The 14,574-nt window shown below is 59.2% G+C and carries 10 protein-coding genes; 4 read left to right on the top strand and 6 right to left on the bottom strand.

Features of this window, described 5'->3' with window-relative positions:
• Positions 1 to 119: 119 nt before the first annotated feature.
• The 6 genes from fhuB to hrpB all read right to left on the bottom strand — a co-directional run bounded on the left by fhuB (position 120) and on the right by hrpB (position 11,637).
• Positions 120 to 2,102, bottom strand: a complete 1,983-nt coding sequence (gene fhuB, locus PGQ95_RS16910; protein WP_430918803.1) for a Fe(3+)-hydroxamate ABC transporter permease FhuB — start codon at positions 2,100 to 2,102, stop codon at positions 120 to 122.
• Entirely contained in the window at positions 2,099 to 2,989 is an 891-nt protein-coding gene (fhuD, locus tag PGQ95_RS16905; protein ID WP_213794585.1) for a Fe(3+)-hydroxamate ABC transporter substrate-binding protein FhuD, read from the bottom strand. Before fhuD ends, fhuB begins: the two co-directional genes overlap by 4 nt.
• Positions 2,989 to 3,786 carry a Fe3+-hydroxamate ABC transporter ATP-binding protein FhuC gene (gene fhuC / locus PGQ95_RS16900; RefSeq protein WP_045390112.1) on the bottom strand — a complete coding sequence of 266 codons (798 nt, stop codon included), beginning with the start codon at positions 3,784 to 3,786 and terminating at the stop codon, positions 2,989 to 2,991. Before fhuC ends, fhuD begins: the two co-directional genes overlap by 1 nt.
• Before the next feature lie 45 nt (positions 3,787 to 3,831).
• Positions 3,832 to 6,042 carry a ferrichrome porin FhuA gene (fhuA, locus tag PGQ95_RS16895; protein ID WP_087860853.1) on the bottom strand — a complete coding sequence of 737 codons (2,211 nt, stop codon included), beginning with the start codon at positions 6,040 to 6,042 and terminating at the stop codon, positions 3,832 to 3,834.
• A 242-nt stretch (positions 6,043 to 6,284) separates the two neighbouring features.
• Positions 6,285 to 8,837: a bifunctional glycosyl transferase/transpeptidase gene (gene mrcB / locus PGQ95_RS16890; RefSeq protein ID WP_113374431.1), complete on the bottom strand. Its 2,553-nt coding sequence runs from the start codon at positions 8,835 to 8,837 to the stop codon at positions 6,285 to 6,287.
• A gap of 370 nt (positions 8,838 to 9,207) precedes the next feature.
• On the bottom strand, positions 9,208 to 11,637 hold the full coding sequence (gene hrpB / locus PGQ95_RS16885) for an ATP-dependent helicase HrpB (RefSeq protein WP_430918800.1): 2,430 nt from the start codon (positions 11,635 to 11,637) through the stop codon (positions 9,208 to 9,210).
• A gap of 72 nt (positions 11,638 to 11,709) precedes the next feature.
• Here hrpB and thpR point away from each other — a divergent pair, with 72 nt between their 5' ends.
• The 4 genes from thpR to gluQRS all read left to right on the top strand — a co-directional run bounded on the left by thpR (position 11,710) and on the right by gluQRS (position 14,522).
• Complete coding sequence (gene thpR / locus PGQ95_RS16880; RefSeq protein ID WP_047042632.1) at positions 11,710 to 12,246, top strand: RNA 2',3'-cyclic phosphodiesterase; 537 nt, start codon at positions 11,710 to 11,712, stop codon at positions 12,244 to 12,246.
• Complete coding sequence (gene sfsA, locus PGQ95_RS16875; RefSeq protein ID WP_045390098.1) at positions 12,246 to 12,962, top strand: DNA/RNA nuclease SfsA; 717 nt, start codon at positions 12,246 to 12,248, stop codon at positions 12,960 to 12,962. Before thpR ends, sfsA begins: the two co-directional genes overlap by 1 nt.
• A gap of 163 nt (positions 12,963 to 13,125) precedes the next feature.
• Positions 13,126 to 13,581: an RNA polymerase-binding protein DksA gene (gene dksA, locus PGQ95_RS16870; RefSeq protein WP_007373199.1), complete on the top strand. Its 456-nt coding sequence runs from the start codon at positions 13,126 to 13,128 to the stop codon at positions 13,579 to 13,581.
• 59 nt (positions 13,582 to 13,640) lie between these two features.
• Positions 13,641 to 14,522: a tRNA glutamyl-Q(34) synthetase GluQRS gene (gene gluQRS, locus PGQ95_RS16865; protein ID WP_087860858.1), complete on the top strand. Its 882-nt coding sequence runs from the start codon at positions 13,641 to 13,643 to the stop codon at positions 14,520 to 14,522.
• Positions 14,523 to 14,574 lie beyond the last annotated feature (52 nt).

Raw genomic sequence — 14,574 nt, 5'->3', positions numbered from 1 at the left:
GCGCCACCGGGGATTTTCCCGGAGGCGGCGCATTGCGCCTTGTCCGGGCTAGCAAATCGAGCAGCACTGTAGCCCCGGTGGCGCTAGCGCCACCGGGGATGTTGAGGCTATCGGGATCGTTAGCGGCTCTGCTTTCTCAGCAAATAGATAAAATACGGCGCGCCGATAAACGTCGATAACAAACCTGCCGGGATTTGGTAGGGGAACATTATCATTCGCCCGCACCAGTCGGCGAACACCAGCAGCATCCCGCCAATCAGCCCTGAAATCACCATATGCGGCATCGTCCGGCGGAATCCCATCATCCTCGCAATGTGCGGCGCCATTAAACCAACGAAACTTAACGGCCCAATGGTTAGCGTCGCCGTTGCCGTCAGGCTCGCCGCCAGCAGCAGCAACCCAATACGCGATGGCGTCAACGCCATTCCCACCGCTCGCGCCGCCTCGCCGCCGAGCGGCAGGATGGTCAGCCAGCGGCGGCAGAGCGGCGTCAGCGCCAATAGCGCCAGCATTACCACCCCGCTACGCAGCACCATCTCCGGCGTCGCGCTATAGGTCGAACCGGACATCCACGTCAGGATCTGCGCCATTCGCGGATCGCCGCTGGCCTGCAACATCATCAATAGCATGGTGAAGGCGGTACTCAACGCCATCCCCGCCAGCAACATCCGGTGCGGCGAGAATCCGCCGCGCCCGGCGGCAACCAGGATAACCAGCAGCGTCGCCGCCGCGCCAAGACTGCCGGCTGGCAGCAGCCAGATAAAGGCGTTGCCCGGCACAAAGAACAGCATCAATACCACGCCAAACGCCGCGCCAGAACTGATACCCAGCACTTCCGGGCTGGCCATCGGGTTACCGGTCAGGCGTTGAATAATGCAACCCGCGACGGCCAGCATCACCCCGGCGAACAGCGCCGAGAACACCCGCGGCCAGCGCCAGGGCATCAATTGCTCCAGCAGATCGCCGCTGGCCCACTGCCACCCCTGCGCATCGCGGCCAAAGGTCAGCGCGGCGGTTACCGCCAACAACATCAGCGCCAATCCGCCCAGCGCGAACCACTGCACGTTGCGGCGCTCAACCAGCGCTTTATCGCCGCCATTCATAACCGGCGCGCTGATGCTACGCAGCCGCGGCAGCAGCCACAGTAATAAAGGCGCGCCAATCAGCGCGGTGACTGACCCGGTCGACACCTCCCGCCATACCCGGCTGAGCCAGAGAATAATTTGGTCGGAAAGCCACAGGATCAACGCGCCAAGTAGCGCCGCCAGCACCAGCCGCGATAGCAGGCGGCGGGCGCCGAGCATTTTCGCCAGCAGCGGCGCGAACAGACCGATAAAGCCGATAATACCGACCGCGTTGACCAGCAGCGCGCTTATTACTATCGCCAGGGTCAAGACGCCAAGGCGTGCCAGAGAGAGCGCCAGCCCGAGATTCCGCGCCACGCCATCATCCAGCCCCATCAACGTTAACGGGCGTAGCAACAGCAGCGTCAACATCGCGCCGCCAAGCAGCTGCGGCCACAGGCGCTGCGCCACGCTCCAGTCGGTCTGCGTCAGCGTACCGGTACTCCACAGGAACATGCTTTGCAGCTGGTCGTGATGGAAAATCACCATCAGCTGATTGACCGCGCCGCAATAGAGACTCACCACCAGGCCGGCCAGAATCAGCGTCACCGGCGACAGACGTTTGCCCCACGAGACGCCGAACACCAGCGCGCCGACCAGGCAAGCGCCTGCCAGCGCGGCAAACTGCGACGCCAGCACGCCGGGGATCGCCCATAGCGTCGTCACCGTCATTCCAAGCTGCGCGCCGGTGGCGACGCCGAGCGTGGTCGGCTCCGCCAGCGGGTTACGCAGCACCTGCTGGAACAGTACGCCAACGAGCCCCAGTCCGGCGCCGACCAGCAGCGATACAGCCAGCCTCGGCAGCAAGCTGTAATGGAACAGCATCTGGGCGATATTATCGCTATCCGGCTGCCACAGCGCCTGACGCCACTGCGCGTAAGGTAAAGCAACCTGAAGGTTGATGATGCTCAGCGCGAAAGCGGCAACCAGCAACACGACCAACAGGATAATGGCTAACGGCGAGAAACGCGCCTTCATACCGCCCTCCCCTGCGCATCGGCCAGTACGCGGGCGAAATGCATCGCCGACAGCGTCGCGCCATAGAACCACACCGCTGGAAGACGCTGGAAACGCCCCGCGCGCACGAAAGGCATCGCCTGCCACAGCGGGGTCGCCATCAGTTGGGCCATCTCCCGTTCGTTGCCGTGATCGAAACAGATAACATCGGCCTCTTTAAATTCCGCCAGCCGATCGATGCCTACGGTGATACTGCCCCAGAATGCCGCTTCACCGCGCCAGGCGTTTTTGATGCCAAAACGATCGAGCACTTCCTGGAACAGGCAGTTCTCGCCGAATACCAGCACATGTCGGGCATCAAGTAGCGAAATCATCAGCAGCGGGCGATCGCCACGGTCGGCAAATCGCGGACGCAGGCTTTCCATCAACGCGTCGAACTCCGCCAGATGGCGCTTCGCCTGCTGCTGTTTACCCAGCAGATCGGCCATTTCCAGCAGCGAACGCTGAGCCATCGCCAGCGGCCGTTTGCCGTCGCTGAAGGTGAAACCGCGACCGGGCGCGATACGCGCCAGCTTTTCCGGCGACGGGCCATAGCCTGCCGACCAGACGATAAACGACGGTTTCATCTGCGTCAGTAATTCAAGATTGGGTTCAGTGCGCAGGCCGACATCAATCACCGAGGCGGGTAACGCCGGCTCATTGACCCACAGGTTATAGTTGGGAATGTCTGCCACGCCGTAGGGCGTAACGCCGAGCGCCAGCAGCAGTTCGGCCGGCAGCCACTCCAGCGCGACGACGCGCTGCGGGTCAACGTTCGCCGCCTGCGCGCCGCGCATCTGCCACAGCAGCGGCGACAGCGCCATTGCCGTCAACAGGCGCCGGCGTGAGAAGAAGTTCGAATTTTCCATCAATAGACAAAACTTACCGGCGCTGCGCCCGCCGGGTGCGGCAGGATCCCCATCGGGATGCCGTAGATTTGCTCCAGCGTTTCGCTGCGCATCAGCTCCGCGGGCGTCCCCTGGGCGATCATTTCACCGCCGCGCAGCGCGACCAGATAATCGCAATAGCGGGCGGCCATATTAATATCGTGCAGGACCGCGATCACCGTCAGGCCGCGCTGCTGGCTGAGACGATGCACCAGCGCCAGCACATCGACCTGGTGGGCGATATCCAGCGCCGACGTCGGTTCATCAAGCAGCAAACAGCGGCTGTCCTGCGCCACCAGCATGGCGATCCACGCGCGCTGGCGCTCGCCGCCGGAAAGACTGTCCACCAGCCGATGCGCCAGCGGTTTCAGCCCCACCAGCGCAATCGCCTCTTCTACTTTTTCGCGATCCGCCACGCCGAAGCGCCCCAGCGCGCCGTGCCACGGATAGCGGCCAATCGCCACCAGCTCGCGCACCGTCATCCCTTCCGCCGCCGGCAGTTGTTGCGGCAGATAGGCCACTTTGCGGGCAAACGCCTTGCTGCTCCAGCTGTCCAGCGGCTGGCCGTCCAGCAGCACATCGCCTTCGGAAGGCGGCTGATGGCGGCCAAGCATTTTCAGTAACGTGGATTTGCCGGAACCGTTATGGCCTATCAGGCCAGTGACTTTTCCTGCCGGGAAGGTCAACGAAAGGGGATGAAGCAGCGTGCGGCCAGGCACGCGAAAGGTCACGCGATTTAACGCAAACGTCGTCTCAGAGTGCGGAGTCTGTTCCTGCATAGCAACAACCTGATATTGGGCGCGGCGAACCGCGCCCGTGAGTAGTTAGAAGCGGAAGGTTGCGGTAGCAACAACCTGACGTTCCGCTCCCCAGTAGCATGCGTACTCGCTATAGCAGCTGGAGACATATTCGCGGTCAAACAGGTTGTTGACGTTGACGCCGACCGAAGACCCCGGCAGACCAAAGCGCGCCAGATCGTATTTCACCGTCGCATCCATCAGCGCATAACCGGCCACATTGAAGGAGTCATTTTTCTTACCGGTGCTGGTGTCATTTTTGTAGTAGCTGACCGTCGAACCGATATAACGCGCGCCCGCGCCAATGGTCAACCCGCTGAGCGCAGTTTCGTGGAAGGTGTAATCCGCCCACAGCGAGGCCATATTACGCGGCACTTCCGCCGGGCGCTTGCCTTCGAAGACGGTGTCGTGGGTGTACTCGGCATCGGTGTAGCTATACGCCGCGGTCAGGTTGATATTGGCATTGACCGCCGCTTTCGCCTCCAGCTCAAAGCCGCGGGAGCGGATTTCACCGGTTTGTACGCTGAACAGTCCGGTCGGATCGTTCGGGTCTGCCGTCAGGTTCTTATCTTTAGTCAGCTGATAGACCGCCGCGGTTACCACCACCGGCATATCTTTCGGCACATACTTCACGCCGGCTTCATACTGCTTTCCGCGCGACGGATCGAACGGCTTGCCGGTGCTATTGGAACCCGATACCGGTTCGAACGATTCGCTGTAGCTGAAGTACGGGGAGATGCCGTTATCAAATAGATAGTTGATACCGCCGCGCCAGCTGAACTGCTGGTCGTGATTCTCCGCCATGCTGCTGGTGGAACGGGTGAAGGTAGACGTGGTGGCGTAATCGTAACGACCGCCTAAGGTCATCACCCACTTATCCCACTCCATCTGATCCTGCGCGTACAGCCCCGTCTGCTCCATACGGTTAAGGACCGCATACGGGAAGTTGACGTTCACGTTTGGATTGCCGTACTGCGGATTGGTCATGCTAATGGCATCGGCCGTACCGTAATCTGCATCAACGTCGTTACGCATCCGCGAGTAGTCGACGCCGGTCAGCAGCGTGTGATTCACCGCGCCGGTGGCGAAATCAGACTGCAGTTGCGTATCAACGGTAAAGGTATTCAGGTGCTCATCGGAACGCACGTAGGCACGATTGATTTTTCCCGGCTCCTGGTAACCATTGCCGTAGACCGAACGATACAGCGTATGCACGTCGGCATAGCGCAGGTTCTGACGCACGGTAAAGGTGTCATCGAACTGGTGGGAGAAACTATAGCCAACCATCTGCTGGCGACGCGCCATCTTGTTATCGGACTCGCCTTCGTTGAAATCGGTCGGCAGCTTGTGGGCCTTACCGTTGGCATCGTAATACGGCACCACGGTGCCTTCACGCGGCAGCCAACCGTAATAGCCGGCATACGGGTCATTCTGGAAGTTGCTGAGGAAGGTGAAATCGGTTTTATCATCCGGACGCCAGCTGAAAGACGGAGCGACGGCGTAACGGGTCGATTTCGCCATCTGCTGCTGCGCATCCTGGCTGCGGCCTAATCCGGTCAGGCGGTAAGACCACACGCCGTCATCATCGATGGCGTCGCTGAAGTCGAAACCGGTTTGCCACAGGTTATCGGTGCCCATCTTAAACTGTACTTCTTTCAGCGGCTCGGTGGTCGGACGCTTGCTGACCATGCTGACGATACCGCCCGGGTTGCTGTTGCCGTACAGCACCGAAGTTGGCCCGCGCATCACTTCCACGCGTTCCAGGAAATACGGATCCATGGAGACTTCAGAGTAGTTGTTACCCTGCAGCTTCATGCCATCCAGATACTGGTTGGTGTTCACCGTGCTGGATGTGGTGAATCCACGAATGGTGACTACATCATAGGTGGTCGAGCTACCGCGGGTAGAGAATACGCTCGGGGTGTATGAGAGCGCTTCTTTAACCGTTGTCGGCTGCTTCATGTCCATCTCTTCGCGGGTCACCACGGAGATAGACTGCGGCGTTTTTTCAATGGGAGTATCGGTTTTGGTCGCCGTGGCGGAACGCTTCGCCGCGATAGTCGGAGCCGGTCCCCAGGCGCTTTCCTGGCTGGCGGGCGCCGCGGTAACGACGAGGGTTTCTTCTTTCGGTTGTTCCGCAGCCTGTGCATAGACAGACATGCCGCTAACCGCCGTGGCTACTACGACTGCGATTTTACGCAGCGAGTGATTTGGCTGAGCAGTTTTAAGACGCGCCATTGGTATATCTCTGATGAAAGTGAATGATAACGTAAACGAGAATTATTATTATGACGGGTGACATAATAGGCGAAACGCGGAATCTAAGGCAAGCGCTATGCCGGGAACGAAATGCCAAGGGATTAATAAATAACCAGACGGTTACTAGGGAGTTATCACGGTGTTACGCAGATGCCCACAATAAAAAAGCCCCTTAATAGTTTCGTATTAAGGGGCTGTTCAGACGTTCAGCTTAAACGGTTTTAGTTGCCGCCAAACATATCTTTAATCCAACCGGCCACGCCATCGCTCTTCTCCTGCTTCGCAGGTTGCTGCTGTTGCTGCTGCGGTTGGTTAGCAGGCTGCTGCTGCCCGGATTGGTTGAACGGGTTATTGGCTTCCTGTTGTTGCTGCTGTTGCTGCTGCAGGGCTTCGCCCTGACGGCACAGCGCATCCGGCGAGGTGGTCCACACCGGCAGGGTACGCATACCGCCGCTGCACTGGAAGTAACCATTACTGTCCACGCCCATATCCACCACGTCTTCCGGCGGCGTTAGCGCCAGCGGCGTCGGGGTCTGGTTAGCCAGATAGCGCTGATAAATCGACATCGCGCCGCTGGCCCCGTACAGCTTGGTTGGCTGGTTGTTATCGCGGCCAACCCAGGTAATCGTCACCTGGCTGCCATCGATACCGGCAAACCAGGTATCCACGTTGTTGTTGGTGGTCCCGGTTTTACCCGCCAGATGCAGGCCAGGATACTTGGCGCCAAGCTGACGGCCGGTACCGCGCTGCACCACCTGCTGCATGGTCCACAGGGTCATATAGGCCGCCTGCGCCGGAACGGCGCGTTCCGCCTGCGGGTAGCTCTGGTACAGCACCGTACCATCTTCAGCAATCACGGAACGCAGCGCCGACAGCGTCGCGCGGTTACCGCCGCTGGCGATGGTCTGGAATGCCTGCGCCACTTCGATTGGCGTCAGGTTAAGGGCGCCAAGGATCATCGCTGGAACCGCATTCAGCTGGTCTTTCGGTACGCCCAGCTTCTGCCAGGTATCGGTGATCGCCGGCAGACCCAGCGACATCCCGAGGTTAACCGTCGGCACGTTCATCGAACGGGTCAGCGCATCCACCAGCATCACCTGACCGCTAAAGCGACGATCGTCGTTCTGCGGCGACCAGGTCTGGCCGTTAGCCAGGCGGATCGTCACCGGCGCATCGGCAATCCATGTATTCAGGCGGTACTGGTTCGGCTGGCTCAGCGCGGTCAGATAAGTGGCCGGTTTCGCTAACGAACCAATCGAACGACGCGCCTGCATCGCGCGGTTGTAGCCGGCAAACTGCGGCTCCGCGCCGCCGACCATCGCCCGGACTTCACCGGTAAAGCGGTCGACCACCACCATGGCGGTTTCCAGATCCGGCAGCTTACGCTGTTTCTTCAGTACCGGGATCCCTTCAATGGCCGCTTTTTCCGCCGCCTCCTGAGCCACCGGGTCAAAGGTGGTAAAGATCTTCACGCCGGAGAGATCTTTCACTTTATCGCCCAGTTTCGCCTGCAGCTCCTGACGCACCATCTGCATGAACGCCGGCTGCGGAGAAATCACCCCGCCGCGCGGCTGCACGCCCAGCGGACGCGCGCTCAGCATATCGTACAGCTCCTGGTCGATAACATTCTGCTGCTGCAGCAGACGCAGCACCAGGTTACGCCGCTCCAGCGCCAGTTTCGGGTTACGCCACGGGTTGTAGATTGACGCGCCTTTGACCATCCCGACCAGCAGCGCCTGCTGGTCAAGGCTCAGCTCTTCCACCGGGCGGCCAAAGTAGTAAAGGCTCGCCAGCGGGAAACCGCGGATTTCGTTATCGCCGCTCTGGCCGAGATACACTTCGTTCATATACAGCTCAAGGATACGATCCTTGCTGTAGCGGGCATCGACGATCAGCGCCATATAGGCTTCGTTGGCTTTACGCCAGTAGGAACGCTCGCTGGAAAGGAACAAGTTCTTCACCAGCTGCTGGGTCAGGGTACTCGCCCCCTGCACCGTACGCCCCGCCGTCAGGTTTGCCAGCACCGCGCGGCCCATTGAGTACAGGCTGATGCCGTCATGCTCGTAGAAGTGGCGGTCTTCGGTCGCCAGCAGGGTATCCACCAGCAGATCCGGGAAACCGCTACGCTTAACGAACAGGCGCTGCTCGCCGTTCGCCGACTGCAGCATGGTGATCAGGCGCGGATCGAGACGGAAGAAACCGAACTGACGGTTGTTATCCATATTCTCGATGGTATCCAGATGATCGCCATCAAAGGTCAGACGCGCGCGCACCTGCCCCTCTTTGCTATCCGGGAAATCGAACGGACGACGGATCATCTCGATGCTGTTAGCCTGTACGGTGTATTCGCCAGGACGCGTCATTGCGCTGACCTGACGGTACTGGGTCGCATTAAGCAGGCGCACCATCTCGTTTTTGCTGATCTGCATATCCGGCTCAAGGTTGACCATCCGGCCATACACTGCCGCCGGCAGTTCCCAGACTTTACCGTCAATGCGGCTGCGAATTTTCTGGTCGAGGTAGACGCCATAGGCGGCGATAATTACCGCAAAGACAATCCCCAGCTTGACCAGCAGCCACAGCCAGCTGCGCTTACGACGAGGCTTATTGCCTTTGCCCTTTCCTTTCTTCGGCATCGGTCGTTCATCCTCATAATCGTCATCGTAATCATCGTCGTAGTCCTCATCCCGGACCCGGCGACGGGTGACTTTTTGTTTTGCCGGGCGTGAAGGTCTCCCTTTACGTCCGATAGGCTCGCGGTCATCTCCCGCCATGCTTTTTCTCCGCAACTTTCAGGCGTAAAGGCCTGATTCTCAATACTTCCCCCTTTAGGAGGAAGAAGATATCTCTCAATTTCACACCCGCCGCGCTGCCGCGGCCGACGTCTTTCATATCATCTTCGAAGAATAATTCATTAAACAAATCATATAATTATCTGTTTAAGCTGAAGAATATCTCCGGACATAGCACGAATTGTCCAGGCCACAGAGAATAGCACTAATCCGCGACATTCTTAACCAGCATTTTACAACCGCAAAACGCGATAAACGGTAAAATATGATGTTTTTTAATAACATAAATATTGCGCCGTGTGACTGCGGCCAGCGATTTTCGGAACCGCGCCCACAGCAAGGGCGCGGCGCCTCAGCTGTATTTTTTCGTCCGCCGGGTCGGCGCGGTATTCGCCGGGTCATCCGGCCAGACATGTTTCGGGTAGCGCCCCTTCATCTCTTTTTGCACCTCGCGGTATGCCCCCTGCCAGAAGGCGCTTAAATCCCGGGTAATTTGTAATGGTCGCTGCGCCGGCGAAAGTAATTCCAGCACCAAGGGAACCCGCCCTTCGGCAATGCGCGGCGTCGTCGCCTCGCCAAACATCTCCTGCATCCGTACCGCCAGCGCCGGCGGGTTATCTTCATGATAGCGAATGGCGATACGACTACCGGTCGGCACCGTGTAATGGGTCGGCAGCTCGCTATCCAGCTTCTGGCGTAACGTCCACGGCAGCCAGTTTTGCAGCGCCTGCCGCAGGTCCACCGCGTTAAGCGCCCGAAGCGAATGCACGCCGGTCATCTGCGGCAACAGCCATGCCTCCAGCGCAGCCAACAGCGATGCATCATCAACGGCTGGCCAGCCTGCTTCCGGCAACCACTGCGCGGCGCAATGCAGACGCAGGCGCAGTTGTTCAGCCTCCGGCGTCCAGTTCAACACCCTGAGCCCTTTATCGCGAATACCGTTGAGCATTGCCTGATGCAGCTCCGCTTCCGACGGCTTCGCCAACGGCTGGGTTTTTATCACCAGTTGGCCAATACAGTTACGCCGCCAGGCTTTTAACATCCCCTGCGCTTCATCCCATTCCACGGTATCGGAGCGCTGTATCAGCTCAGGGCGCTGCGCGACGAGTTGGTCAATGTTCAGCGGCAGCGCCAGCAAAATTCGCGCATCGGGCGCCGAACTGCCCTGCAGCAGCAGCGGCGCAATTAACCATTCGTGACGGCCGAGCGCATCATCGGCATCCAGCATCGCGCCCATGCCGTTAGCCAACTGATAGCGTCCCTCCTGGCCGCGTCGACGGGCGATACGGTCGGCAAAGGCTGGAGCCAGCAACGCCGCCATCCGCTCAGCATCAGGCTGACCGCCTCGGCTGGCCAGCCGCTTCAATAACTGCTGCGCCCGCTGCTGCCAGTTGCCCTGCTGGCGGGCAAACGCGGCGCCTAAATCGCTGCTGCCGCCGCGCGGCGGCTCCTCAAGAATAGCCGCCAGTTTCGCCGCCGTCGCCGCGTCATCCGCGGAATCGGCCGCCGTCAACATGGCCGCCAGACGCGGGTCATTACCCAGCATCGCCATTTTGCGCCCGTGAGCCGAAAGGCGTTCGCCCTCCAGCGCCGATAACGCCGTCAACAGACGCCGCGCCGCCGCCAGATTTATCGCCGGCGGTAGATCCAGCCAGCGAAGCTCGGCCGGATCGCGGCAGCCCCACTGCAGCAACTCCAGCAGCAGACCCGACAGATCGCTTTGCAGAATTTCCGGATCGCTCTGCGCCGCCGCGCGCTCCGCCTGCTCTTTCGCCAGCAAATGCAAGCAGATCCCCGGCTCCAGACGCCCGGCGCGACCGGCGCGCTGGGTCATTGACGCCTGGCTTATCCGCTGGGTGATTAGCCGGGTCAGGCCGGTGCGCGGATCGAAGCGCGCGACCCGTTCCTGAGCGCTGTCGACCACCAGACGAATGCCTTCGATCGTCAAACTGGTTTCAGCGATATTGGTCGCCAGCACCACTTTGCGCATCCCGGCGGGCGCCGGGAGAATCGCTTTGCGCTGTTCGCTCAGCGGCAGCGCGCCGTACAGCGGGCATAACAGCACATCGCTGGCTACGCGCTCGCTCAATTGTTCCTGTACGCGCTGAATTTCGCCAACGCCCGGCAGGAATAACAGCATCGATCCCTGCTCCTCACGCAGCAGATCCGCGGCGGCGATCGCTACCGCTTCGGCAAAACGCTGATGGCTCGCCAGCGGCGTAAAGCGACGTTCAACCGGGAATGCACGCCCTTCGGAAACTACCACCGGCGCTTCCGGCAACAGGCGCTGCAGACGATCGTTATCCAACGTCGCCGACATGATCAATAACTTGAGATCGTCACGCAGCCCCTGCTGAACGTCCAACAACAACGCCAGCGCCAGGTCGGCCTGCAGGCTACGTTCATGAAATTCATCGAGGATCACCAGCCCCACGCCGGAAAGTTCCGGATCGTGCTGCAGAGTGCGGGTTAGGATCCCTTCAGTAACCACTTCCAGACGGGTATTTGGCCCTATGCAGCTTTCGGCGCGCATCCGGTAGCCTACCGTTTCTCCCGGTTTTTCTCCCAGCAGCTCCGCCAGACGCTGAGCGACGTTACGCGCCGCCAGCCGCCGCGGCTCCAGCAGAATAATCCGGCCATCAATGTTGCCATCGGCGAGGATCTGTAGCGGCAGCCAGGTTGATTTACCCGCGCCGGTAGGCGCGTTAAGCAGCACCTGCGGCGCCTGCTGCAGGGCGGAAAGAAGTTCGGGAAGAATTGCGGCAACCGGCAATGAGGACACGAAAGGCTCCGGAGGTTAACATTCGAGGGCAAGCATTGTAGCATCCCCGTAATTCATTACCGAGTCTCTATCATGTCCGAGCCGAAACGGCTGTTTTTCGCTCTTGAACTGCCGAAAGCAATACAGAAACAGATTATTCACTGGCGCGCCGCCCATTTTGCCGACGATGCCGGAAGGCCGGTCGCCGCCGATAACCTACATCTGACGCTGGCGTTTCTCGGCGACGTCAGCGCTGAAAAACAGCGCGCGCTGTCGGCAATGGCCGGACGCATTCAACAACCGCCATTTACCCTGACGCTCGACGACGCCGGCCAGTGGCTGCGTTCGCGCGTAGTGTGGCTCGGTACCCGCCAGCCGCCGCGCGGCATGCTGCAGCTGGCAAATATGCTGCGCGCTCAGGCAGCGCGCAGCGGCTGCTATCAAAGCCCGCAGCCGTTTCATCCCCATATCACCCTCCTGCGCGACGCCCGCCACGCGGTGCCAATCCCGCCGCCGGGTTTTTGCTGGCAGGTGCCGATCAACGAATTTGTGCTTTATGAGTCCAGCTTTCTCCGCGGACGCACCCGCTACAACGTGCTGGAACGTTATCCATTTACCAGGGAACTCTGATGCTGTTCACTCCGCCTTTGCAGTCCGCCACTTTAATTAAACGTTACAAACGGTTTCTGGCCGATGTCGTCACGCCGGAGGGCCAGGAGCTGACGCTGCACTGCCCGAATACCGGCGCCATGACCGGCTGCGCCGCGCCGGGCGATACCGTCTGGTATTCCACTTCCGATAATCCTAAACGTAAATATGCGCATACCTGGGAATTAACTGAAACCCAACAGGGCGCGGTCATCTGCGTCAACACGCTGCGGGCCAATACCCTCGCGAAAGAGGCGGTACTCGCCGGAAATATCCCTGAGCTTGCCGGGTATAACATTCTGAAAAGCGAAGTAAAATATGGCGAAGAAAATAGCCGAATCGACCTTATGTTACAGGCAGAAGGCCGCCGTAACTGCTATATTGAAGTGAAATCGGTTACGTTGGCGGAAAAAGAGTACGGTTATTTTCCCGATGCCGTTACCGCACGCGGTCAGAAGCACCTGCGGGAACTCATGAGCGTCGCGGCCGCGGGCCATCGGGCCGTGATTTTATTCGCCGTGCTGCATTCGGCGATAGACCGTTTCTCACCCGCGCATCATATTGATGCCAAATACGCACAGCTGTTGATAGAGGCGCAGGAAAAGGGGGTAGAAATTCTCGCCTGGAAAGCGGAACTTTCTACCAAAATGATGACTCTGAATAAGCCGATTGCCGTGGCGTTAACCCCCGGTAATTAAAAGGCTAAATTGTGTCCGGTTCGCGAGCGCAAATACGCTTTTCTTCACAGCGTTGTCAAGTGTAACGTTTAGATAATTGCTATCCGGAAAAGCATCTGCTATTTATAGCGGCCTGATTTTTCCCCCACATGGGGATCGATAGTGCGTGTTAAGGAGAAGCAACATGCAAGAAGGGCAAAACCGTAAAACATCGTCCCTGAGTATTCTCGCCATCGCTGGGGTGGAGCCGTACCAAGAGAAGCCGGGCGAAGAGTATATGAACGAAGCCCAGCTGGCGCACTTCAAGCGCATTCTTGAAGCATGGCGTAATCAACTCAGGGATGAAGTGGATCGCACCGTAACGCATATGCAGGATGAAGCAGCTAACTTCCCGGACCCGGTCGACCGTGCCGCGCAGGAAGAAGAGTTCAGCCTGGAGCTGCGTAACCGCGACCGCGAACGTAAACTCATCAAGAAGATTGAGAAAACACTGAAAAAAGTCGAAGACGAAGACTTCGGCTTCTGCGAATCCTGTGGCGTGGAGATTGGCATTCGCCGTCTGGAAGCGCGTCCAACAGCTGACCTGTGCATCGACTGCAAGACGCTGGCGGAAATTCGCGAAAAACAGATGGCGGGTTAATCCCAGCTACCTCACTCTCTGGCGGGAGTTTCTCCCGCCTGATTCCCCTTGTGTTTAACATGACCGACTCAGACTATATAGGGCGCTTTGCTCCCTCACCTTCCGGCGAACTCCACTTCGGCTCATTAATCGCCGCCCTTGGCAGCTATCTACAAGCGCGGGCGAAAGGCGGTATCTGGCGCGTACGCATTGAAGATATCGACCCGCCGCGGGAAGTTCCTGGCGCCGCCGACACCATTTTGCGACAGCTCGATCGCTACGGTCTGCACTGGGACGGCGAAGTACTGTGGCAATCCCAGCGGCACGATGCTTATCGCGAACGCCTCGCCTGGCTGCGCGATCGGGATCTTTGCTACTACTGCACCTGCACCCGCGCGCGCATTCACAGCGTCGGGGGGATCTACGACGGTCACTGTCGCGATTTGCGCCTTGGCGCCGAAAACGCCGCGCTGCGCCTGCGCCAGACCCGTCCGGTACTGGAATTTTATGACCAGTTGCGCGGGACCCTCGTCGCCGACGAACCGCTGGCGCGGGAAGATTTCATCATCCATCGTCGCGACGGGCTGTTCGCCTATAACCTGGCGGTAGTGGTTGACGACCATTTTCAGGGGGTCAGCGAAATCGTTCGCGGCGCCGATCTTATCGAGCCAACGGTACGACAAATTTCGCTGTATCAACACTTTGGCTGGCCTGTACCTGATTACGTACACCTGCCGCTGGCGCTGAATGCCGAAGGTAATAAGCTCTCAAAACAGAACCACGCCCCGGCCCTGCCGGAGGGCGATCCGCGACCGGAAATTGTGCGGGCATTAACATTTTTGAATCAGGATGTCGTCGAGGATTGGCAAGCGCTGAGTATTGAAGATTTACTCAAACAAGCGGTAGCCAACTGGCAGCCTGCAAAAATCCAGCATTCTCAAATGGCTCCCGCTGAGCTATGATTAGCCGCTATTTTTGCTCGTCGCCCTTCAGGTTGCCCCTGAATTTGCCGTT

This window comes from Klebsiella sp. 141240 (assembly GCF_050600805.1).
Lineage (GTDB): Bacteria > Pseudomonadota > Gammaproteobacteria > Enterobacterales > Enterobacteriaceae > Klebsiella > Klebsiella aerogenes.
The sequence above is the reverse complement of the archived record's forward strand: the minus strand, read 5'-3'. Positions and strand labels throughout refer to the sequence as shown.

Excerpts from the sequence above, each read along its gene's own strand:
- fhuB (WP_430918803.1), bottom strand. The coding sequence starts at position 2,102 with ATGAAGGCGCGTTTCTCGCCGTTAGCCATTATCCTGTTGGTCGTGTTG.
- fhuA (WP_087860853.1), bottom strand. The coding sequence starts at position 6,042 with ATGGCGCGTCTTAAAACTGCTCAGCCAAATCACTCGCTGCGTAAAATC.
- gluQRS (WP_087860858.1), top strand. The coding sequence starts at position 13,641 with ATGACCGACTCAGACTATATAGGGCGCTTTGCTCCCTCACCTTCCGGC.
- sfsA (WP_045390098.1), top strand. The coding sequence starts at position 12,246 with ATGCTGTTCACTCCGCCTTTGCAGTCCGCCACTTTAATTAAACGTTAC.
- fhuC (WP_045390112.1), bottom strand. The coding sequence starts at position 3,786 with ATGCAGGAACAGACTCCGCACTCTGAGACGACGTTTGCGTTAAATCGC.
- dksA (WP_007373199.1), top strand. The coding sequence starts at position 13,126 with ATGCAAGAAGGGCAAAACCGTAAAACATCGTCCCTGAGTATTCTCGCC.
- mrcB (WP_113374431.1), bottom strand. The coding sequence starts at position 8,837 with ATGGCGGGAGATGACCGCGAGCCTATCGGACGTAAAGGGAGACCTTCA.
- fhuD (WP_213794585.1), bottom strand. The coding sequence starts at position 2,989 with ATGGAAAATTCGAACTTCTTCTCACGCCGGCGCCTGTTGACGGCAATG.
- thpR (WP_047042632.1), top strand. The coding sequence starts at position 11,710 with ATGTCCGAGCCGAAACGGCTGTTTTTCGCTCTTGAACTGCCGAAAGCA.